Consider the following 20,911-nt stretch of genomic DNA (forward strand, 5'->3'; position numbering starts at 1 on the left):
GCCCGGGTGGAAGGAAAGCCCCATCATGACTGACTTCATCACCCTCGACCCGGCCGCTACCGCTGCGTCGGGCAAGAGCGAACCCGTACTCGAGGTCCGCGACCTCAGCGTCGACTTCGGCGTGGACAAGAAATGGGTGCCGGCCGCAATCGGCCTGAACTATGAAGTGAGTGCCGGTGAAGTGCTGGCGATCGTGGGGGAGTCCGGCTCGGGCAAGAGCGCCAGTTCGATGGCGCTGCTGGGGCTGTTACCCAGTAACAGCCGTGTGAGTGGAAGTGTCAAGCTCACAGGACAGGAGCTGCTGGGGACGAACGAGGCCAACATCCGGGCGGTCCGGGGCAAAGAAGTGGCAGTAATTTTCCAGGAGCCGATGACTGCCCTGAACCCGGTCTACACCGTGGGCGCACAGATCGTGGAGACCGTGCGGCTGCACAGCGAAGTCTCTCCCGACGAAGCCCGGCTGCGCGCCCTGCGCATGCTCGAGCTCGTGGAGCTGCCGGATCCGGAGAAGGCCTTCCGGTCCTACCCCCACCAGCTCTCCGGCGGGCAGCGGCAGCGCGCCATGATCGCGCAGTCCCTGTCCTGCGACCCCAAGCTGCTCATTGCCGACGAACCCACAACGGCCCTCGACGTGACGGTCCAAGCCGAAATCCTGGACCTCATGCGCAACCTGCGGAACAAGCTGGACAGCGCCATCGTCCTGATCACCCACGACATGGGCGTCGTGGCCGACCTGGCCGACCGGATCGCCGTCATGCGCCGCGGCGTGATCGTGGAAACCGGAACGGCAGCTGAGATTTTCCACAATCCGCAGCACGAATACACGAAAGCCCTGCTGGCCGCCGTTCCGCACTTGGGCCAGGGCGGCGCGGACTCGGCCGAGGAAGTGGACGTCACCGCAGCCCTCGCGGCAGCCACCCACGCCGAGCTCACCTCCATCCCGGAAGAACAGCTCCTCCGGCGCGAGCGTGAAAACGCCGAGGCCCTGGCGGCCGTGGAAGCCGCAAAGCCGCACGGCCAGCCGGTACTGGAACTCAAGGATGTGGCCATCGAATACCCGAAGCAGGGCCGCGTGCCCGCCTTCCGGGCGGTGGAAGGGGCCAACCTGGTGATCTATCCGGGACAGGTTGTCGGGCTGGTGGGGGAGTCAGGCTCGGGCAAGACCACGATCGGCCGCGCCGCCGTCGGGCTGCTGCCGGTCGCGGCCGGCACCATGAAGGTGGTCGGCCGGGACATTTCCGACGCCAAGAAGAACGGCCGGCAGCTTCACGAGATGCGGCGCCTCGTGGGCATGGTGTTCCAGGACCCGTCGTCGTCGCTGAACCCGAGGCTTCCGATCGGCGAGAGCATCGGGGAGCCGATGTACCTCGCGGGGGTGGCGAAGGGCGTCGAGCTGCAGAAGCGGATCGAGGTGCTGCTGGACCAGGTGGAACTCCCGCGGAACTACCGCAACCGTTACCCGCACGAGCTCTCCGGCGGCCAAAAACAGCGTGTCGGCATCGCGCGGGCACTCTCGCTCAAACCGAAACTGATGGTGGCCGACGAACCCACCTCGGCCCTGGACGTGTCCGTGCAGGCCAGGGTGCTCGACCTGTTCCAGAACCTGCAGAAGGAGCTCGGGTTTGCCTGCCTCTTCGTCACTCACGACCTCGCCGTGGTGGACGTGCTGGCGGACCGGATCTGCGTGATGCAGCGCGGCCGGATCGTGGAACAGGGCTCCCGGGACCAGATTCTGCGCAATCCGCAGGAGCCCTATACCCAGCGGCTTCTCGCCGCGGTGCCGCTGCCGGATCCGGAAAAACAACGTGAGCGCCGCGAGTTGCGCGCCCAGCTGCTCGAGGCCGGAACGGGTTAAGCAGCTTTAACCGTGTTCACCGTGCGGCGAATATTACCAGCCGGTAGGATGTGACCTGAAATACATTGCCCTTTACGCCACCGGCCACAATATTGTTCGGTCACGGTTTGGCAACAGAGTTCCAATATCTGGACATTCCGGGGTTAGGCTACTCGTGCATGTAGGCCACGTCACAGGGATATCTCTGTGTCTGCCTGCTGGGAAGCATAAGTCTTTCCTCACTAACTCCCACAACTAATAGGAGGCGGAATGCGTTTTTCGCGCACTTCCAAAGCACTGGGCATGGTGGCCATCGCCGCTCTCGCCCTGACCGGATGCGGTGCCGGGGGCGGCACCTCAAGCGGTGCCAGCCAGGCTGCCGGCGACCCCAACAAGGTCATTACCGCGTACAGCAACGAACCGCAGCACCCCCTGATGCCGGCCAACACGAACGAAGTCTACGGCGGCCGCGTCGTCGAACTCCTTTTTGAGGGACTGACCAGCTACGATCCCAGCGGCAAGTCGGTAAACGCCCTGGCCGAGTCCATCGAATCCCCGGACGGCCAGAACTACACCATCAAGGTCAAGAAGGGCACAAAGTTCACCAACGGCGAGGAAGTCACCGCCAAGAGCTTTGTTGATGCCTGGAACTTTGCGGCACTGAGCACCAACGCGCAGGGCAACAGCAGCTTCTTTGAGTCCGTCGAAGGTTATGACGCCGTCAGTGCCACCACGAAGCAGACAGGCGCGGACGGCAAGGAAACCGAGGTTCCCGCCCCCACCGCCGAGACCCTCTCCGGCCTCGTACTGGCGGACGATTCCACGATCACGGTCAAGCTGACGCAGCCGGAGGCCGACTGGCCGCTGCGCCTGGGCTACTCGGCATTCATGCCGCTGCCCGCCGACGCCATCAAGGACCCGAAGAAATACGGCGAGAACCCGATCGGCAACGGCCCGTACAAGATGGAGAAGGAAGGCGCCTGGCAGCACGACAGCCAGATCGCCCTGGTCAAGAACGCTGACTACAAGGGTTCCCGTGAGGCCAAGAACGGCGGCGTGACCTTCAAGTTCTACACCGATCCGGCCCCGGCCTACACGGACATCCAGGCCAACAACCTGGACGTCACGGACGTTCTGCCCACGAATGCCCTGAAGACCTACACCATGGACTTCCCGGAGAACAACCTGAACAAGCCGTACGCCGGCAACTCCACCCTGAACATCCCGGGCTACCTGCCCGAGTTCCAGGGCGAAGCGGGCAAGCTGCGCCGCCAGGCACTCTCCATGGCGATCAACCGCGATGAGATTACCAAGGTCATCTTCTCCGGCACCCGCATCCCGGCCAAGGATTTCACCTCCCCGGCTGTTGACGGCTACAACGACAACGTCGCCGGTTCCGAGGTCCTGAAGTTCGACGCCGCCAAGGCGAAGGACCTCTGGACCCAGGCTGACGCCATCAGCCCGTGGCCCGCAGACAAGACCCTGCTGCTCGCGTACAACACTGATGGCGGCAACAAGGAATGGATCGACGCCGTTGCCAACAACTTCAAGAACAACCTGGGAATCAAGGCCGAAGGCCAGCCGTTCGCCAAGTTCGCCGAAATCCTGACGCTGCGCACGGCCAAGGAACTGCCAGGCCTGACCCGCGCCGGCTGGCAGGCCGACTACCCGTCGCTGTACAACTTCCTGGGCCCGCTCCTGAAGACCGGCGCCAGCGCCAACTATGAGGGCTACTCGAACCCTGAGTTCGACCAGCTTCTCACCGAAGGCCTGGGCGCCAAGTCCACGGACGACGCCAACAAGAAGTTCACCCAGGCGCAGGAGGTCCTGTTCAAGGACCTCCCCAACCTGCCGCTGTGGTACTCCGCACGGCAGGCTGTCTGGAGCCAGAATGTCAGCAACGTTGACTCCGGCTGGAACGGCGTTCTGCAGTACTGGGCCATCACGGCCAAGTAGTTCCTGAGTTCCTGAAACTTATTCACACATCACTAGAGCTTGGGGGTCCGGCCTTGCCGGACCCCCATATGCTTGAAACCGGCAGGAAGCTGTCCCCCATGATTCCCCTTCGTTCCACAAACTCACCGGAGGCGCTGCTGTGATCCAGTTCATCCTCCGGCGCCTGCTGCAGGTCATTCCGGTCTTCCTCGGAACCACCCTGCTCGTCTACTTCATGGTCTTCGCCCTTCCGGGCGACCCCATCCGTGCGCTCTTCGGCGACCGCCCGCCGAGCGAGGCGGTCATCGCGCAGCTGCGCCAGCAGTACAACCTGGACGAGCCGTTCTGGGTCCAGTACGGGCTGTTCCTCAAGAACCTCTTCACCTTCAACCTTGGTGTCGACTTCACCGGCCAGCCGATTGCCGACACCCTGGCCCGCGTGTTCCCCGTCACGGCCATGCTCGCCATTGAAGCGCTCATCATCCAGGGCGTGTTCGGCATCGCCTTCGGCCTCGTCGCCGGTCTGCGCAAGGGCGGCTTCTTCGACAGCACTGTCCTCGTGCTGTCGCTGGTCGTGATCGCCATTCCGACCTTCGTGCTCGGTTTCGCGCTGCAGCTGCTGATCGGTGTCCAGCTGGGGTGGGCCAAACCCACGGTCGGCTCAAACGTCACCTGGGGAAGCCTGATCCTTCCGGCGATCGTCCTCGGCATGGTGTCCTTCGCCTACGTGCTGCGCCTGACGCGGGCATCCGTCATCGAGAACATGAACGCCGACTACGTCCGCACCGCCACCGCCAAGGGCCTGGCCCGTCGCCAGGTGGTGACGACCCACGTCCTGCGCAACTCGCTGATTCCCGTGGTCACGTACCTCGGCGCGAGCCTGGGCGCCCTCATGGGCGGCGCGATCGTGACCGAGGCCATCTTCAATGTCCCCGGTGTTGGCCAGAAGCTGTATCAGGCCATTCTCCGAAGTGAAGGCCCCACCGTGGTCGCCATTGTGAGCGTCCTGGTGCTGGTCTTCGTGCTCGCCAACTTGCTGGTCGATCTGCTGTATGCCTGGCTTGACCCGAGGATCCGCTATGAAAACTAATCGAAAATTCGAGCACTTTGTTGCCCCGGTCGAGGAGACCCCTCTGCTGGCGACGGATGCCGTCAAGGTTGACGAGGCCCCGCTGAGCCTTTGGGCAGACGCCTGGCGCAAGCTCCGCCGTCGTCCGCTCTTCATCATTTCCGCGGTCATGATCGCGCTGATCATCGTGGTGGCAGTTTTCCCCGGGCTCTTCACCCAGGTTGCACCGGACAACGGCTGCGAGCTCGCGAACTCGAACGGGGCACCCACTGAAGGGCACCCCCTCGGTTTCACCTTCCAGGGCTGCGACATTTACTCGCGCATCATCCACGGCACCCAGGCATCGCTGATGGTGGGTGTGTTCTCCGTGATTTCCGTGCTGATCATCGGCGTCACCTTCGGCGCCCTGGCCGGCTTCTTCGGCGGCTGGGTGGATACATTCTTCGCCCGCCTCGGCGACATTTTCTTCGCCCTGCCCATCGTCCTCGGTGCCTTGGTCCTCACCCAGCTTCCGCTGATGCGTGAAAACCGCGGAGTCGGGACAGTGGTCCTCGTCCTTGTGGTGCTCGGCTGGCCGCAGATGGCCCGCATTACCCGCGGCGCCGTCATCGAGGTGCGCAACGCCGACTTCGTCACGGCGGCCCGGTCGCTGGGTGTCTCCAAAATGGGATCCCTTCTCAGCCATGTGCTCCCGAACGCGCTGGCACCGATCATCGTGCTCGCGACCATGGAACTCGGCGTCTTCATCGTCGCGGAAGCCACGCTGTCGTTCCTCGGCATCGGTATGCCGGGCTCCGTGATGTCCTGGGGCAACGACATCTCTGCCGCGCAGTCCTCCATCCGCACCAACCCGGCTGTGCTGCTTTACCCGGCAACAGCCCTGTCCATCACAGTATTGAGCTTCATCATGTTGGGCGATGCCCTCCGGGATGCCCTCGATCCGAAGAGCCGTCAGCGATGAAGGAGGCAAACATGACAACTTCCGACGTCACGATTCAAGAGGCCGGAACCCTGGCAGACCTGCCCTTGCTGGAGATCCGCGATCTTGCGATCTCGTTCAAGACCGGCAGCGGCGAGGTCCAGGCTGTGCGCAACGCACACCTGGCCATCATGCCCGGCGAGACGGTCGCCATTGTGGGCGAGTCCGGATCCGGCAAGTCAACGACGGCGCTGGCCGCGATTGGCCTGCTGCCGGGCAACGGCCGCGTCGCCGGAGGGCAGATCCTGCTCGACGGCGAAGACATCGCGCAGGCTTCCGAAAAGCGCATGATCGAATTGCGCGGCAACACCATCGGCATGGTCCCGCAGGACCCGATGTCCAACCTGAACCCGGTCTGGAAGATCGGCGACCAGGTCAAGGAGACGCTGAAGGCCAACGGCCGCCCCAGCGGCCCGGACGACGTCGCCCAGGTCCTGGCCCAGGCCGGCCTGCCGGACGCTGCCCGGCGGGCAAAGCAGTACCCGCATGAATTCTCCGGCGGCATGCGCCAGCGCGCACTGATCGCCATCGGCTTGTCCTGCCAGCCGCGCCTGCTCATCGCCGATGAGCCGACGTCGGCCCTGGATGTCACGGTGCAGCGCCAGATCCTGGATCATCTTGAACGGATGACCTCGGAACTGGGGACTTCCGTGCTGCTCATCACGCACGACCTCGGCCTGGCCGCCGAGCGTGCTGACAAGGTCGTGGTCATGTACCGGGGCAACGTCGTCGAGGCCGGTCCGTCCCTGGAACTGCTGCAAAACCCGCAGCACCCCTACACCCAGCGGCTGGTTGCCTCGGCGCCGTCGCTGGCGTCACGGCGCATCCAGGCGGCCAAGGAGCTTGGCGTCTCGACGACCGAGGTGCTGGCCCCCGCCGGGGCCGCGGCCGTGGAACCGGCGATGACGAAAGACGTGCTGCAGGTCCAGAACCTGAGCAAGGTCTTCAAGCTGCGTGCCGGGTTCGGCAAGTCGACCGACTTCACCGCCGTCGACGACGTCTCCTTCAACGTCAAGCGCGGAACGACGACGGCGATCGTGGGCGAGTCGGGTTCCGGCAAGTCCACCGTGGCGCAGATGGTGTTGAACCTGCTGGAACCGACGTCGGGCAAGATCATCTTCGACGGCGTTGACACCTCCGCGCTGAACAGCAAGGAGATCTTCGCTTTCCGCCGCCGGGTGCAGCCGATCTTCCAGGACCCCTACGGCTCCCTGGACCCGATGTACAACATCTACCGGACCATTGAGGAGCCACTGCGGGTACACAAGATCGGGGACAAGGCGAGCCGCGAGAAGAAGGTCCGCGAACTGCTGGACCAGGTGTCGCTGCCGCAGTCCACCATGCAGCGGTACCCGAACGAACTCTCCGGCGGGCAGCGCCAGCGCGTCGCGATCGCGCGTGCCCTGGCGCTGGACCCCGAAGTGATCATCTGCGACGAGGCCGTGTCCGCACTGGACGTCCTGGTGCAGGCGCAGGTGCTGAACCTGCTGGCCGAACTGCAGTCCCGGCTGGGCCTGACCTACCTGTTCATCACCCACGACCTCGCGGTGGTCCGGCAGATCGCCGACCACGTGTGCGTCATGGAGAAGGGCAAGCTGGTTGAGACGGGCTCCACCGATGACGTCTTCGACGCCCCGCAGCGGGACTACACCCAGGCACTGCTCCACGCCATCCCGGGTGCGCGCCTGATGCTGCCGCCGGAAGTCGCCTGAGCTGCCAGCAGTGAGCTGACTGGAATCAGCTGCAGGACACCGGAGCCGGTGTCCGCCCCCGGGGCGGGCGCCGGCTCCTGGCGTTGAACAAACGTGCGGCTACCAGCCGTTGGCCGCTGCCTTCAGCCGTTGGCCGCTGACTCCGCAGGCCGCGGGCCCGGGGCCTGGAGGCCGAAGGAGGCCAGCCGCTGGGCCAGCAGTCCGGCCAGTGCGGCGTGCCCCGCCGGGTCCATGTGGACGCCGTCGGCCATCGAATTCGTGAGGTTGTAGCGCGTCAGCCAGTCCCCGACGCCCACAAAGGGAATGGAATGCCGCGCTGCCACGGCCCCCAGGAGCGCGTCGACCTCGGTGCGGCGGCCGCCGCCGTCGGCGGCGGCGCGGGCCAGTGTCCCGACCATTGCCAGCCGTGCCCCGGGGTAGCGTAGCCGGACGCTGGCGATCAGCCGCTCGGCGTTGTCCGCAATCTGCCGGTCGGTTGCGCCGCGGGACGCGTCGTTGCCGCCGCCCTCAATAACGACCAGCGGCGGCGAACCGTAGGGGAGCAGCCAGTCGCCGCGCTGCAGGGCGTCGGGATAGTTGCCGGTTGCGCCGTTGGATGCGACAAAGCCCGTGCCGCCGCGGCCGCAGAAGTGGACCGCATAGCCCAGGCTGGCCAGTGCTTTCCGCGGCCAGGAAATGGCGGGCTCGGACTGGGAATCGCCGATCAGCACAGCCGTCCGGGCGATGTCTTCCACGACCACCTCGTTGCGGCCGCTGCCGGGGTTACGGTAGATGCTGCCCGCCGGCAGGCTTCCAGGGTCGGTCCCCTGAGGAACTTTGCGGTGGCCCGGGGAGCCCGCCGCCACTGGCTCGCCGGGCGCTCCTGCAGCTGCGGGAGCGCCCGGGCCGGTGAGGCCGTAAACAGTGGACGCGCCGGCGTCGGCAGTGCGCGCCGGGGGAGTCTGTGCGCAGCCGCCGACAAGGATGCCTGCGGCGATCATCGGTGCGATCAAGCGGGCCAGGGCCGGGGCGTTGCGCATGTAAGTCTCCCGGTCGGCTGCTGCTGCTGTCCCAGCAATGATGGGGCATGCACGCCGGAAAAGACAGTGATATTACTCACATTGAAGCGCCGATCTCCCGCCGTGACTACACCGGCCGGCCTGCGGGGATCGAGCGATTTTAGGCCAATAAAAGCCCTAGCGTTTAGAATGGATGAAGGTGCCCTGTGCCAAAGGGGCGTAACCGTCGTGCGTTCCGGTTGGAAATGTCGCGATACAACAGCTGACTTCACCACTGAATCGAGCAATAACGCATGTCTGAAACCACCACCAACACCGCGGTAGCCACTGCATCGCGCAGTGACCTGCGCAACGTCGCGATCGTGGCCCACGTTGACCACGGCAAGACCACCCTGGTCGACGCCATGCTCAAGCAGACCAACTCCTTTGCCGCCCACAACCACCTCGAAGACCGAGTCATGGACTCCGGTGACCTCGAGCGTGAAAAGGGCATCACCATCCTGGCCAAGAACACCACCGTGGCCTACAACGGACCGTCCTCCGAGGGCGAGACCATCACCATCAACGTCATTGACACCCCCGGCCACGCCGACTTCGGTGGCGAGGTCGAGCGCGGCCTGTCGATGGTCGACGGCGTCGTCCTCCTCGTGGACGCTTCTGAGGGCCCGCTGCCCCAGACCCGCTTCGTCCTCCGTAAGGCCCTTGCCGCCCACCTGCCGGTGATCCTCCTGGTCAACAAGACCGACCGTCCCGACGCGCGGATCGAAGAAGTCGTGCACGAGTCCATGGACCTGCTCCTGGGCCTGGCCTCCGACCTCGCCGACGAAGTTCCGGACCTGGACCTGGACAAGATCCTGAACGTCCCGGTCGTCTACGCCGCCGCCAAGGTTGGCCGTGCGTCCCTCGAGCAGCCCGCCGACGGTTCGGCTCCCGACAACGAGGACCTCGAGCCGCTGTTCAAGGCCATCATCGAGCACATCCCGGCGCCGACCTACAACCCGAACGGTGTCCTGCAGGCACACGTCACCAACCTGGACGCCTCACCGTTCCTCGGCCGCCTGGCGCTGCTGCGTATCTACAACGGCACCCTGCGCAAGGGCCAGACCGTTGCCTGGGCCCGTGCCAACGGCGAACTGAAGAACGTCAAGATCACCGAACTGCTGGCCACCAAGGCGCTGGACCGCGTCCCGACCGAGTCCGCCGGCCCCGGTGAGATCGTCGCCGTCGCCGGCATCGAGGAAATCACCATCGGTGAGACCCTGACCGACGTCGACAACCCGCAGCCGCTGCCGCTGATCACCGTTGACGACCCGGCCATCTCGATGACCATCGGTATCAACACCTCGCCGCTGGCCGGCCGGGTCAAGGGCGCCAAGGTCACGGCCCGCCAGGTCAAGGACCGCCTGGACAAGGAACTGATCGGTAACGTCTCCCTCAAGGTGCTCCCGACCGAGCGCCCGGATGCCTGGGAAGTCCAGGGACGTGGCGAGCTCGCGCTGGCCATCCTGGTCGAGCAGATGCGCCGCGAAGGCTTCGAGCTGACCGTCGGCAAGCCGCAGGTTGTCACCAGGACCGTCGACGGCAAGGTCCACGAGCCGATGGAGCACATGACCATCGACGTGCCCGAAGAGTACCTGGGCGCCGTCACGCAGCTCATGGCTGCCCGCAAGGGCCGCATGACCAACATGGCGAACCACGGCACCGGCTGGTGCCGCATGGAGTTCATCGTTCCGGCCCGTGGCCTGATCGGTTTCCGCACCAAGTTCCTCACGGACACCCGCGGCGCCGGCATCGCAGCTTCCATCTCCGAGGGCTACGAGCCCTGGGCCGGCCCGATCGAATACCGCACCAACGGTTCGATGATCGCCGACCGCGCCGGTGTTGTGACGCCGTTCGCCATGATCAACCTGCAGGAGCGCGGCTCCTTCTTCGTCCGGCCCACCTCCGAGGTCTACGAAGGCCAGATCGTCGGCGAGAACTCCCGCGCGGATGACATGGACGTCAACATCACGAAGGAAAAGAAGCTCACCAACATGCGTGCCGCTTCCTCGGACACCTTCGAGAACCTGACGCCCCCGCGTGACCTGACCCTCGAAGAGTCACTCGAATTCGCCCGCGAAGACGAGTGCGTCGAGGTCACCCCGGAATCCATCCGGATCCGGAAGCTCATCCTGGACGCCAACCAGCGCGCCAAGTCCAACCGCGCCCGCGCGAAGGTCTAGTTTCCGCGCTCCGCGCTGAAACAACGGATCATTTGTGAATAAGAGAGCTGCCGGTATGGCAGGCGGTCTGGCCGCCGCCGTGCCGGCAGCTCTTTTTGCTGCCCTGGCGGGCACGGCGCTGCACCGGCAGGACATCCTGGTCGCCGGCGTCGGCGTGCCGTGGGGTGCCGTCGCCGCGCTGCTGCTGCTGGGCGCCGTCGAGCTGTGGCTCGGCGCGGCGTTCCGTTCCGCGCTTCCGACGGCGGTCTGCGGCGCGGGCTGCTACGCGCTCGCAGGCTGGTGGTCCACCCTGGCGAACGGCAAGCGCCTGATCATCGGCGACCTGGCCGGAAATCTCTGGATCTACGGCATCGCGGTGGTCACGGTCGGCACGCTGGCATGGTGCCGGCGCTACCGCCCGTCCCCGGCGTAGGCGCGCGGACGTCCCGGACTCCGGCCGCCCACACCGCCCGGAGGGACATGCCCACCCCTCGCACTCCGCCTTCCGTCCCTCCACCCTCCGCAGGGGACATGCCCACTCCTCGCACTCAGCCCGGCGGGACATGCCCAGTTCTTGAGGTCGCTGGTGGGCATGATGCCACTATGTCCACAGCTGGCGCCGGCGGCAGGGCATGCCCCTTCTTCGCCTCCTTTTCGTACGAACCCTTCGCCGGGGACATGCCCATTCCTCGGGGTTTCGGCTGGACATGATGCCACTATGCCCACCGCCCGCGCCGGCGGCAGGGCATGCCCCTTCTTCGCACCTCGACCACAGAGCAACATGCCCAGTGTTGACCGTGGAAGAGGTCCCTCCCGGGCCCGGTGCGAGGGACACGCCCTTGTGCACATAGCGGGATTCGGCTCTGCCCGGACCGCAGGTTCGGCGTCACGATGTCGGCATGGTCAATATCACTGAAGTCCTTTCAAACTACGACGGTGTCGCCCGCGCCAAACACCTCGCTGCAGCCGGCGTCTCAGACTTCCAGCTCCAGTCGGCCCTCTCCCGGGGCGCCGTCTCCCGTGTGGCGCGCGGCGTTTACGCGGTCCCCGGCGCCGACGCCGGGCTCGTCTCCATCCGATCGCTCCCGGCGGAGCCCGCGTGTGTCACTGCGGCGCAGTTCCGAGGCCTCTGGGTTCTTGAATCGCCATCGCAACCGCATATTTCGGTTACCCACAGCCGCAGCTATCCAGGATTCGTCTGCCATCGGTCCGCTGCGCCGCCCACCCTGCTGGACACCGTCGTGCAAAGCCTGAGATGCCTGCCGGATCTCGACGGTCTCGTCATTGCCGAGGCCGCCGTTGTCCTCAAGGGACTGTCGCTCCCCGAACTCCGGCAGCGTCTGGCCGGCCGCAACGACATGAGGCAGCGTCGGATAGTGGCCAGGATCGTCCCGCAATCGCAGTCAATCATCGAGTGCATGGCCCGTTACTGGCTGCGGAGGGCCGGTTTCCATGTTGAGTCCCAGGTCAACATCCCCGGAATGGGCCACGTCGATCTTATGGTCGACGGCAGGCTCGGCATCGAGACCGATGGGGCGGGATTCCACATGGATCGCGCGAGCTTTGAGGAGGACCGTCGCCGGTGGAACGTCACGACCCGTCGTGGAATCCCCACCCTTGTCGTCAGCTACCCGCTGCTCCTGAACCGGCCCGAAGAGTTCATCGCCATGGTCCGCGACGCCCTGAGCCAGCTCTCCGCTGCCGCGTAGCACCGGACATGCGCACGCGGGATACCTTCTTCTGAACGCTGGACATGTCCAGCGTTCACGGGCCTCCACCGGAAATGTCCAGGGGTTGCCGCCAGGATCGCGGGACATGTCCACTTTTTGCTGGCCAGACCACCGGACATGTCCGGCGCCCGCGGCGGGGGATGGACATGGTGGCACTATGTCCATCCGTGGAAGTCAGGGGAGGGCATGTCCCGTGGGGTGGTGGCCGGGGGAGGGCGTGTCCCGTGGGGTGGTGGCCGGGGGAGGGCATGTCCCGTTGGGGTGGTGGTCAGGGGAGGGCATGTCCACTGGGGGCGCGGCGGGGCGGGGCGGGCGGAACCTGCTTGGCGGCGACCACCAGGGCATAAGGGACCACGACGTCGGAGCGGCGGGTGCGGATCGTGCATCCGCTGCCGGTGCGTGCCACCAGCTCACCCAGGGCATCCGTCAGCCCGCCCTCAATCCGGTACCTGACCACGACCCGGGTTCCCAGGTTAGCGGCAGCGAGGAGGACTTGGGGCAACGGCTTCGGGGAACTCACCCCTTCATCCTAGGTCCGGTGGATTCAACAGTTCGGACCCGTGTGACGCCCCGCTAGGTTCGCGGGAACGGGCTGGGAGATAATAGGCTCAGTAGTCAGCAGCCCGGCGCTCAGGCCGGGAGGAGTTATCCGGCTGGCGCCGGAACCAACGTGGAAAGGCCAGGGACGTGACGTACGTAATCGCGCAGCCGTGTGTAGATGTCAAAGACAAGGCATGTATTGAAGAGTGCCCCGTCGATTGCATCTATGAAGGTGAGCGTTCCCTGTATATCCACCCCGACGAGTGCGTGGACTGCGGTGCCTGCGAGCCGGTCTGCCCCGTCGAAGCCATCTATTATGAGGATGACACCCCCGAGGAATGGGCCGACTACTACAAGGCCAACGTTGAATTCTTCGATGAACTGGGGGCCCCGGGCGGGGCTGCCAAGGTCGGCAACACACACACGGACCACCCGATGATCGCCGCCTTGCCGCCGCAGAACCAAGAGAACTAGGGCGGGGCGTCGGTGACATCTGCGCTGCGCAGCTACGGCCTCAGCCTGCCCGACTACCCGTGGGAGGCCATGGCGCCGTACATCGCCAGGGCAGCCGAACACCCCGGGGGAGTCGCGAACCTGTCCATCGGGACCCCGGTGGACGCCACCCCCGAGGTGGTCCAGGAGGCGCTGCGCGCGGCGGCAAACGCCCCCGGCTACCCCACGGTCCACGGCACAGCCGGGCTGCGGGAAGCGATTGCGGCCTGGTTTGAACGCCGCCGCGGTGTGCCGGGGCTGGATCCGCAGGCCATCATGCCCACGGTGGGCTCCAAGGAACTCGTGGCGTGGCTCCCGTTCCTGCTCGGTCTCAAGCCCGGCGACGTCGTCGTCCGCCCCACCGTCGCCTACCCCACCTATGACATCGGGGCCACGTTCGCCGGGGCGGAGCACATCGCAGCGGACGACCTGGATGAGCTCGACGCCGCCACCCGGGCCCGGGTGCGCCTGGTCTGGGTCAACTCCCCGGCGAACCCCACCGGAAGCGTCCGCGACGCCGAATCGCTCCGCCGGATCGTGCGGCAGGCCCGCGAGCTCGGCGCCGTCGTGGCCTCGGACGAGTGCTATGCCGAACTCGGGTGGGGCGAATGGGACGTCCAGCGGGGCGGAGCCCCGGTGCCCAGCATCCTGGATCCCCAAGTGGCGGAGGGCTCGCATCAGGGCCTCCTGGCCGTGTACTCGCTGAGCAAGCAGTCGAACCTGGCCGGCTACCGTGCCGCCTTTGTCGCCGGTGATCCCGCCATCATGGCGAACCTGGTCAACAGCCGCAAGCACGCGGGCATGATCGTCCCGTACCCGGTTCAGGAAGCCATGCGGGTTGCCCTTGGCGACGATGCCCACGTCCTGGCGCAGAAGGACATCTACCGCGGGCGCCGGGAACGGATCGTGCCGGCCCTGGAGCGCTTTGGACTGACCATCCACGACTCCCGGGCCGGACTTTACCTGTGGGCCACCGCGGGCGAAGCCACATGGGTCACGGTCGCCCGGCTCGCGGACCGCGGGATCGTCGTGGGCCCGGGTGTGTTCTACGGCGACGCCGGCAACGGATTCATCCGCGTCGCGCTGACGGCCAACGACGAGCGGATTGACGCCGCGGCCTCCCGTCTGGCCGAAGGTCCGTAACAATGCTGTGACACGTGCCACAACTGGCGCGTTTTGGGCCGTTCCGGGTGGCCTTGGATTAGTGCCACCCGGAAACTGCCGGTAGTTTTTAACTGACTATCAATGGTGGCTTTCCACAAGAAGGCAGCGCAGCCGTTGGAATCCGTATCTAAAACAGGTTCCGTGGGCGGCTTCACCAGAAGTTGGACCAGCTTTCTACAGAGGCCCCGAGGCCTCAGAGGAGACTCCATGACTGAGACCACCAGCGCAACCCTGCGCCATGCCGGCGGCGAGCTCGAACTCCCGCGCATCCAGGTTGTAGAAGGAAACGAAGGCTACGACGTTTCCAAGCTGCTGAAGCAGACAGGCGCCGTGGCTTTTGACCCCGGCTTTATGAACACGGCAGCGACCACCTCCGCCATCACCTACATCGACGGCGACGCCGGTGTGCTGCGGTACCGTGGCTACCCGATCGAGCAGCTCGCCCAGCACTCAAGCTTCCTGGAAGTTTCCTACCTGCTGATCTACGGCAACCTGCCGAGCGCCACCGAGCTGGAAGCCTTCGATCAGCGGATCCGTCACCACACCCTGCTGCACGAGGAGCTGAAGGGCTTCTTCAGTGGCTTCCCGCGCGACGCCCACCCGATGCCGGTGCTGTCCTCGGCCGTATCCGCGCTGTCCACGTTCTACCAGGACTCGCTGGATCCCTTCAACGCCGAGCAGGTTGAAGTCTCCACCTACCGGCTGCTGGCCAAGATGCCGGTCATCGCCGCCTACGCCCTGAAGAAGAGCATCGGCCAGCCCATGCTCTACCCGGACAACTCCCACAACCTCGTGGAAAACTTCCTGCGGCTGAGCTTCGGCCTGCCCGCCGAACAGTACGAAGTGGACCCGGTCGTCGCCAAGGCGCTGGACCTGCTCCTGATCCTGCACGCCGACCACGAGCAGAACTGCTCGACCTCCACGGTCCGGCTGGTCGGTTCGTCCAACGCCAACCTGTTCGCCTCCGTGTCCGCCGGCATCAACGCCCTCTTCGGCCCCGCCCACGGCGGCGCCAACGAGGCCGTGCTGAAGATGCTGCGCCAGATCCAGGCCGACGGCACCAAGCCCGAGGACTACATGGAGAAGGTCAAGAACAAGGAGGACGGCGTCCGCCTCATGGGCTTCGGACACCGCGTCTACAAGAACTACGACCCGCGCGCCAAGATCGTCAAGGCCACGGCCCACGAGATCCTCACCAAGCTCGGCGGCAACGACGAGCTCCTGGAGATCGCCCTGCGCCTGGAAGAGAAGGCCCTGAACGATGACTACTTCATCCAGCGCAAGCTCTACCCGAACGTGGACTTCTACACCGGCCTGATCTACAAGGCCATGGGCTTCCCGGAGAAGATGTTCACCGTGCTCTTCGCGATCGGCCGGCTGCCCGGGTGGATCGCCCAGTGGCGCGAAATGATCAGCGACCCGAACACCAAGATCGGCCGTCCGCGGCAGCTCTACATCGGTGAGCCGGAGCGCAACTACCCTTCGGTGTAGTGCACTAGGACACAGCAGTACGACGCCGGCCGCGCACCTTTTGGGGTGGGCGGCCGGCGTCGTTTTGCGTCCGGGGACGGCGCCCTGGACGAATGCCTGTGGACATCGACGCAGGTGGGGGAGCCCTTCCGCCGGTGTGGCCCGGCGTCGTTCGGGCACATCCGTGCTAAAAAAGACTAATGCCGAAATTTGTCGACGCCGCATTGCGGCGCCAGGAAGTGGTCGAAGCGGTCTTCCGGATCGTTGCAGCGGACGGACTTGAACGGGCATCGCTCCGCGAAGTCGCCGACGAGGCGGAGCTCGCGGTCGGGTCGGTGCGGCACTACTTCGCCAGCAGCGAGGAACTCCTGCTGCATTCCTTCGGAGTCGTCGTGGACCGGATCGTCAGCCGGTTGACGGCAGCCGATGAGCGCCGCTCGGAGGCGCGGCCCGGCACCCCGGAACACCACCAGCACGTGTTAACCCTGCTGGGCGAGTTTCTTCCGCTGGATGAGGAACGCGCCGTTGACTCCTGCGTCTGGATGGCGTTTAAGAACGCCGCCCGGACCAGGCCCTTCCTCGCCCCCGCAGCCGACCGGAGCCACCGCGCCGTGGCAGCGATCGTCGGGCGGCTTGTGATGGACCTGGCGGCGGCCGACCCCGATAACACGGACGCGGGCAGGGACCAGCAGCGGCTGGTCACCGAGGCGGAGCGGCTGCTGGCCACTCTGGACGGGCTCACCATGCACGCCCTGCTGCAGCCCGAATGGATGACCGCGCAGATGTGCCGCGACGTGCTGGAGGCCCATCTCACCGAACTGGGCAGCTCCGCCAGCGGCCATTACCGTTCGTTAACCTGAGGAATACACTGGAAACGAACGTCATGCCAAGGAGGCAATCGGATGCACCACACAGTCGGGCCGGGCTGGCGGATCACCATGGACACTTCGGGTCCTATGCTCATTGCACTTTACGTCCGCGACGCCGCCGGCCTGGACAGCGCGGGGCACCCGGCGCTTTGTCACGCGGCACCGAAGATCCGGCCTGTCGACCACACCCATCTCATCGCGGAGGTGGGCGGGCTCAGCGCCCTCAAGACTGAATGGGAAGCCTGGTGGGAGCAGCTCCTGAAGGCGCACCCCGAGATGTCGCCGGAACTGGGCCCGCCGGGGTTCCGCGCCTTCAGCAATTCGCCGGCCCTCCGGCGCGTGCTGCAGGCGCACTTCGGTGCGGCCCTGTCCTGGGCGCGGGAACGCCGCGCCGAGTACCTTGCCCTGGAGGCCGAACGCGAGGCCGCCGACGGGGTGCAACTGCTGCAGGACATGGTCGACGACCGGCTGCTTGAGGCGGGCCGCTCCGCCAACGACTTCACCCTGACCATCGTCGAACTGCCCCTCGCCGAGCCACGGGCCTGGTATCTGGAGCCCGACAAGATCATCATGAGCACCGATCTGCTGTCCCAGCCTGAACTGTTCCGCAGCTATGTGCAGCCCGTCGTCGACCTGCTGGTCTGACACCGCCGGGCTCCCGGGGGCGCAGGGCTGACAGGCAGGCGCCGGACGGGCCTGGCTACGCCTTCGGTGCCTCGGCGACCGTGACCCTGACCTGTCCCGCGGGTGCCTCGGCGGACTGCCAGCCGTTGCGGGCCTGCCGTGTCCAGCTCTGTCCGTCAGTCTGGACTTCCGTGATGGAGAGCGCCTTGGCGTTGGCAACCGCCCAGTGCGCCACAGCCCAGGCCTGGGTCCCCTCCGCGTCCAGCACGAGGGTGTTGCCCTCCGTGGACGCCGGAAGGACGCCAAAATCCTCGGACAGCCGCTCCTGCGTGGCAGCCGTATCGCCGGCGGTGTCCGGGTCCCGCAGCGTGCAGTCGAGGTCGGCAGCGGTCTGGCCGGTCAGCGACGCGGCGAAAGCGCGGGCCATCGCCTCATGCTGGGCATAGGCGTCAGGATACGCGGAGCGCTGGACCCGCTGCGCGGCGACGGTTATGTCCAGCGTTTCGTAGCCGGCGACCTTCACGAGCGCATCGTAGAACGCGTTGCTCGCGTGGTAGGGGTCCATCACCTGCTCCGTGGTGCCCCAGCCCTGGGTGGGACGCTGCTGGAAGAGCCCGCGGGAGTCCGGTCCGGCCTGGTCACCGTGGCCGATATTCCGGAGTTTGGACTCCTGCATGGCCGTGGCCAGCGCGATGCTCGCGGCCCTGGCCGGGAGGCCCCGGCGGACGGCCACGGCGCTGATCAGGCCGGCGTTGGCGGCCTGATCCGTGGCCAGCTCGGCGCTGCCGGCGCCCACAGCCGTGCAGCGTTCAGTGATGAGGACCTCGGACCGCTGCACGAACGCCACCGCGGTGTAGATCCCGCCCGCGACCATGGCCAGGGTCAGCAGCAGCACGATCCGATGGCGCCACTTGCGTCTGCGTGCCACGTAACTACTCCCTTGGGCCCTTTGCGGCCCGGTACATTCTGCCAATACTCGGCTTTCCGCAGCCAAGCCTAGTTGGCGTGCAGGGCCTCGTTGAGCTCGACGGTCTGTCCCTTGCGGGCGAGGACCTCAACTTCACCGGTGGAGGAGTTGCGGCGGAACAGCAGGTTGGGGACGCCGGAGAGCTCAACGGCCTTGACGATCTGGCTGGTGTCTTCGCCGTCGGCGTCCTTGGCGCCAACCACGCGGACGCGGGTGCCGGCCGTCACGTACAGCCCGGCCTCGACGACGGAGTCGTCGCCGACGCTGATGCCCACACCCGAGTTGGCGCCCAGCAGCACCCGCTTGCCCAGGGAGATCTTTTCCTTGCCGCCGCCGGACAGTGTCCCCATGATCGAGGCGCCACCGCCGACGTCGGATCCGTCCTCCACGACCACACCGGCCGAGATGCGGCCTTCCACCATGGACGCGCCCAGGGTGCCGGCGTTGAAGTTGACGAAGCCCTCGTGCATGACCGTGGTGCCCGCGGCCAGGTGCGCGCCGAGGCGGACCCGGTCGGCGTCGGCAATCCGCACGCCGGAGGGGATGACGTAGTCGACCATCCGGGGGAACTTGTCCACACCGTAGACGGTGACAGCGCCGCGTTTGCGCAGCCGGGCCCGGGTCAGTTCGAAGCCCTCGACGGCGGCGGGTCCGAAGTTGGTCCACACCACGTTGGGGAGGTTGCCGAAAATGCCGTCCAGGTTGATGCTGTTCGGCTGCACCAGGCGGTGCGAGAGCAGGTGCAGGCGCAGGTAGGCGTCGGCGGTGTCGGCCGGTGCCTCGTCGAGGCGGATCTGGACGAACACGACCTTCTGTTCGGTGCCCCGGTCCGCGTCGGCTCCGGCCGCGGCGATGTCGGTCAGGGCCTGGTCCGCGTTGGCCACGTCGCGGAGGACCGCCGTCGCGGTTCCGAGGGCGGGGGCAGGGAACCAGACGTCCAGGACGGTGGCTGCACCATTGCCGGTGGCGATCGTGGCGATGCCGTAGCCATAGGCGGAGCGGGAGTCTGCGGGCACAGCGGAAGAAGCGGTTTCAGTCATGCCCCAAGTCTATAGACGGCGCCCGCGCTCGCCGAAACCCGTGACAGCGCCTCGGGCCGCTTCGGGAGCCCAGCGGATAAAGTGGGACGGTGACTGCCCCGGATTTGAATGCGCCAACGACCACCCGCCCCCGCGCCGCCGCCCACCTGGACCTGCGCCAGGACGTGGCGCTGCTGACCGCAGCGCTCATCGACATCTACAGCGTCTCCGGTGCGGAGGCCGAACTGGCCGACGCCGTGGAGCATGCCCTCCGCACCGTCCCCCAGCTGGAGCTGGTCCGCGACGGCGACTCGATCATTGCCCGCACGAATCTGGGCCGCGCCGAGCGGGTCATCCTTGCCGGCCACCTGGATACCGTGCCGTTGCCGACCACGGAAGGCTCGCTCGGGACCGTCCCTTCCTACTGGCCCTCGGGGGCGCCCGGTGAGGGGATCCTCTACGGCCGCGGTGCCACCGACATGAAGGGCGGCGTCGCGGTTCAGCTGGCGCTGGCGGCCGGCCTGTTCGACGGCGGCGCGGAACCGGACAAGGACGTCACCTTCGTGTTCTACGACCATGAGGAAGTCGAAGCGGTCAAGAGCGGGCTGGGCCGGCTCGTCCGGAACCACGGCAGCCTGCTGGGCGGGGACTTCGCGATCCTGCTGGAACCCACGGACGGGACGGTGGAGGGCGGGTGCAACGGCACGATCCGCTTCGAAGCCACCACGGTGGGTGAAGCCGCGCATTCCGCCCGGGCCTGGATGGGCAGCAACGCGATCCATGCAGCGGCCCCGATCCTTGCCCGGCTCGCCGCATATGAGCCCCGGACCATCACCGTGGACGGCCTGGACTACCGGGAAAGCCTCAACGCCGTGAAGGTCAACGGGGGGACCGCCGGCAACGTCATCCCCGACCGCTGCGTCGTGGAAATCAACTACCGTTTCGCGCCGGACAAGACCCCGGACCAGGCGGAGCAGCACGTGCGGGACCTGTTGGACGGCTTCGACGTCGTCCGCACCGACAGTGCCGCCGGCGCGCGGCCGGGACTCAACCACCCGGCGGCGGCCTCCTTCGTCGCCGCCGTGGGCGCCGCGCCGAAGCCGAAATACGGCTGGACCGACGTCGCCCGCTTCAGCGAGCTGGGCATCCCGGCGGTGAACTTCGGGCCGGGTGACGCCCTGCTGGCGCACAAGGACAACGAACACGTCCAGGCCGATGCGGTCCGCGAATGCCTGCGCGTGCTGCGGAGCTGGCTCACCGCGTAGCGCCGCAGGCGATACCGCCGGCAATGCAGCTGGCAACACAAAA

18 protein-coding genes are annotated in these 20,911 nt (G+C 66.4%); 14 read left to right on the plus strand and 4 right to left on the minus strand.

All coding sequences use genetic code 11. The features are described 5' to 3' along the window. The first annotated feature begins 25 nt into the window (after positions 1-25). The 5 genes from J2X01_RS07930 (at position 26) to J2X01_RS07950 (ending at position 7,529) form a co-directional block, all read left to right on the plus strand. On the plus strand, positions 26-1,855 hold the full coding sequence (locus J2X01_RS07930; protein WP_310055304.1) for an ABC transporter ATP-binding protein: 1,830 nt from the start codon (positions 26-28) through the stop codon (positions 1,853-1,855). 249 nt (positions 1,856-2,104) lie between these two features. Next, on the plus strand, positions 2,105-3,790 hold the full coding sequence (locus tag J2X01_RS07935) for a peptide ABC transporter substrate-binding protein (protein ID WP_310055307.1): 1,686 nt from the start codon (positions 2,105-2,107) through the stop codon (positions 3,788-3,790). Between the two features lie 139 nt (positions 3,791-3,929). Then, positions 3,930-4,859 carry an ABC transporter permease gene (locus J2X01_RS07940; protein ID WP_310055310.1) on the plus strand — a complete coding sequence of 310 codons (930 nt, stop codon included), beginning with the start codon at positions 3,930-3,932 and terminating at the stop codon, positions 4,857-4,859. Then, positions 4,849-5,799, plus strand: a complete 951-nt coding sequence (locus tag J2X01_RS07945) for an ABC transporter permease (RefSeq protein ID WP_310055313.1) — start codon at positions 4,849-4,851, stop codon at positions 5,797-5,799. The genes J2X01_RS07940 and J2X01_RS07945 overlap by 11 nt, the downstream gene beginning before the upstream one ends. A gap of 11 nt (positions 5,800-5,810) precedes the next feature. After that, positions 5,811-7,529 carry an ABC transporter ATP-binding protein gene (locus J2X01_RS07950; protein WP_310055315.1) on the plus strand — a complete coding sequence of 573 codons (1,719 nt, stop codon included), beginning with the start codon at positions 5,811-5,813 and terminating at the stop codon, positions 7,527-7,529. Between the two features lie 122 nt (positions 7,530-7,651). Here J2X01_RS07950 and J2X01_RS07955 read toward each other — a convergent pair whose 3' ends face one another. Next, positions 7,652-8,548, minus strand: a complete 897-nt coding sequence (locus J2X01_RS07955; RefSeq protein ID WP_310055318.1) for an SGNH/GDSL hydrolase family protein — start codon at positions 8,546-8,548, stop codon at positions 7,652-7,654. A 272-nt stretch (positions 8,549-8,820) separates the two neighbouring features. On the opposite strand from J2X01_RS07955, the gene typA reads away from it, so the two are divergent. From typA to J2X01_RS07970, 3 genes are all read left to right on the plus strand, one after another. Continuing rightward, a complete protein-coding gene (gene typA, locus J2X01_RS07960; RefSeq protein ID WP_310055321.1) occupies positions 8,821-10,749 on the plus strand; it encodes a translational GTPase TypA in 1,929 nt (642 codons plus the stop codon). A gap of 34 nt (positions 10,750-10,783) precedes the next feature. Beyond that, positions 10,784-11,161, plus strand: a complete 378-nt coding sequence (locus J2X01_RS07965; RefSeq protein ID WP_310055326.1) for a hypothetical protein — start codon at positions 10,784-10,786, stop codon at positions 11,159-11,161. Positions 11,162-11,627: 466 nt separating this feature from the next. Further along, complete coding sequence (locus J2X01_RS07970) at positions 11,628-12,437, plus strand: type IV toxin-antitoxin system AbiEi family antitoxin domain-containing protein (protein ID WP_310055329.1); 810 nt, start codon at positions 11,628-11,630, stop codon at positions 12,435-12,437. 289 nt (positions 12,438-12,726) lie between these two features. Here J2X01_RS07970 and J2X01_RS07975 read toward each other — a convergent pair whose 3' ends face one another. After that, positions 12,727-12,978, minus strand: a complete 252-nt coding sequence (locus J2X01_RS07975) for a putative acetyltransferase (RefSeq protein WP_310055332.1) — start codon at positions 12,976-12,978, stop codon at positions 12,727-12,729. 167 nt (positions 12,979-13,145) lie between these two features. On the opposite strand from J2X01_RS07975, the gene fdxA reads away from it, so the two are divergent. From fdxA to J2X01_RS08000, 5 genes are all read left to right on the plus strand, one after another. Then, on the plus strand, positions 13,146-13,472 hold the full coding sequence (gene fdxA, locus J2X01_RS07980; protein ID WP_310055334.1) for a ferredoxin: 327 nt from the start codon (positions 13,146-13,148) through the stop codon (positions 13,470-13,472). A gap of 12 nt (positions 13,473-13,484) precedes the next feature. Further along, the gene (gene dapC, locus J2X01_RS07985; protein ID WP_310055336.1) at positions 13,485-14,633 is read left to right on the plus strand and encodes a succinyldiaminopimelate transaminase; all 1,149 of its coding nucleotides are present in this window, start codon (positions 13,485-13,487) and stop codon (positions 14,631-14,633) included. A gap of 228 nt (positions 14,634-14,861) precedes the next feature. Then, on the plus strand, positions 14,862-16,145 hold the full coding sequence (locus J2X01_RS07990) for a citrate synthase (protein WP_310055337.1): 1,284 nt from the start codon (positions 14,862-14,864) through the stop codon (positions 16,143-16,145). 179 nt (positions 16,146-16,324) lie between these two features. Further along, positions 16,325-16,984 (plus strand): TetR/AcrR family transcriptional regulator, encoded by a 660-nt coding sequence (locus tag J2X01_RS07995; protein ID WP_310055340.1) that lies wholly within the window; start codon positions 16,325-16,327, stop codon positions 16,982-16,984. Between the two features lie 42 nt (positions 16,985-17,026). Beyond that, positions 17,027-17,638: a hypothetical protein gene (locus tag J2X01_RS08000; RefSeq protein WP_310055342.1), complete on the plus strand. Its 612-nt coding sequence runs from the start codon at positions 17,027-17,029 to the stop codon at positions 17,636-17,638. Positions 17,639-17,693: 55 nt separating this feature from the next. Here J2X01_RS08000 and J2X01_RS08005 read toward each other — a convergent pair whose 3' ends face one another. Both J2X01_RS08005 and dapD read right to left on the minus strand, forming a co-directional pair. Then, positions 17,694-18,545: a hypothetical protein gene (locus tag J2X01_RS08005; RefSeq protein WP_374724950.1), complete on the minus strand. Its 852-nt coding sequence runs from the start codon at positions 18,543-18,545 to the stop codon at positions 17,694-17,696. A 68-nt stretch (positions 18,546-18,613) separates the two neighbouring features. Then, a complete protein-coding gene (gene dapD, locus J2X01_RS08010) occupies positions 18,614-19,624 on the minus strand; it encodes a 2,3,4,5-tetrahydropyridine-2,6-dicarboxylate N-succinyltransferase (RefSeq protein ID WP_310055346.1) in 1,011 nt (336 codons plus the stop codon). A gap of 89 nt (positions 19,625-19,713) precedes the next feature. Between dapD and dapE the strand changes: the two genes are divergently transcribed. Continuing rightward, complete coding sequence (gene dapE / locus J2X01_RS08015) at positions 19,714-20,868, plus strand: succinyl-diaminopimelate desuccinylase (RefSeq protein WP_310055351.1); 1,155 nt, start codon at positions 19,714-19,716, stop codon at positions 20,866-20,868. Positions 20,869-20,911 lie beyond the last annotated feature (43 nt).

Origin of the sequence: Arthrobacter ginsengisoli (genome assembly GCF_031456935.1) — a bacterium.
In the GTDB taxonomy this organism is placed as follows: domain Bacteria; phylum Actinomycetota; class Actinomycetes; order Actinomycetales; family Micrococcaceae; genus Arthrobacter; species Arthrobacter ginsengisoli.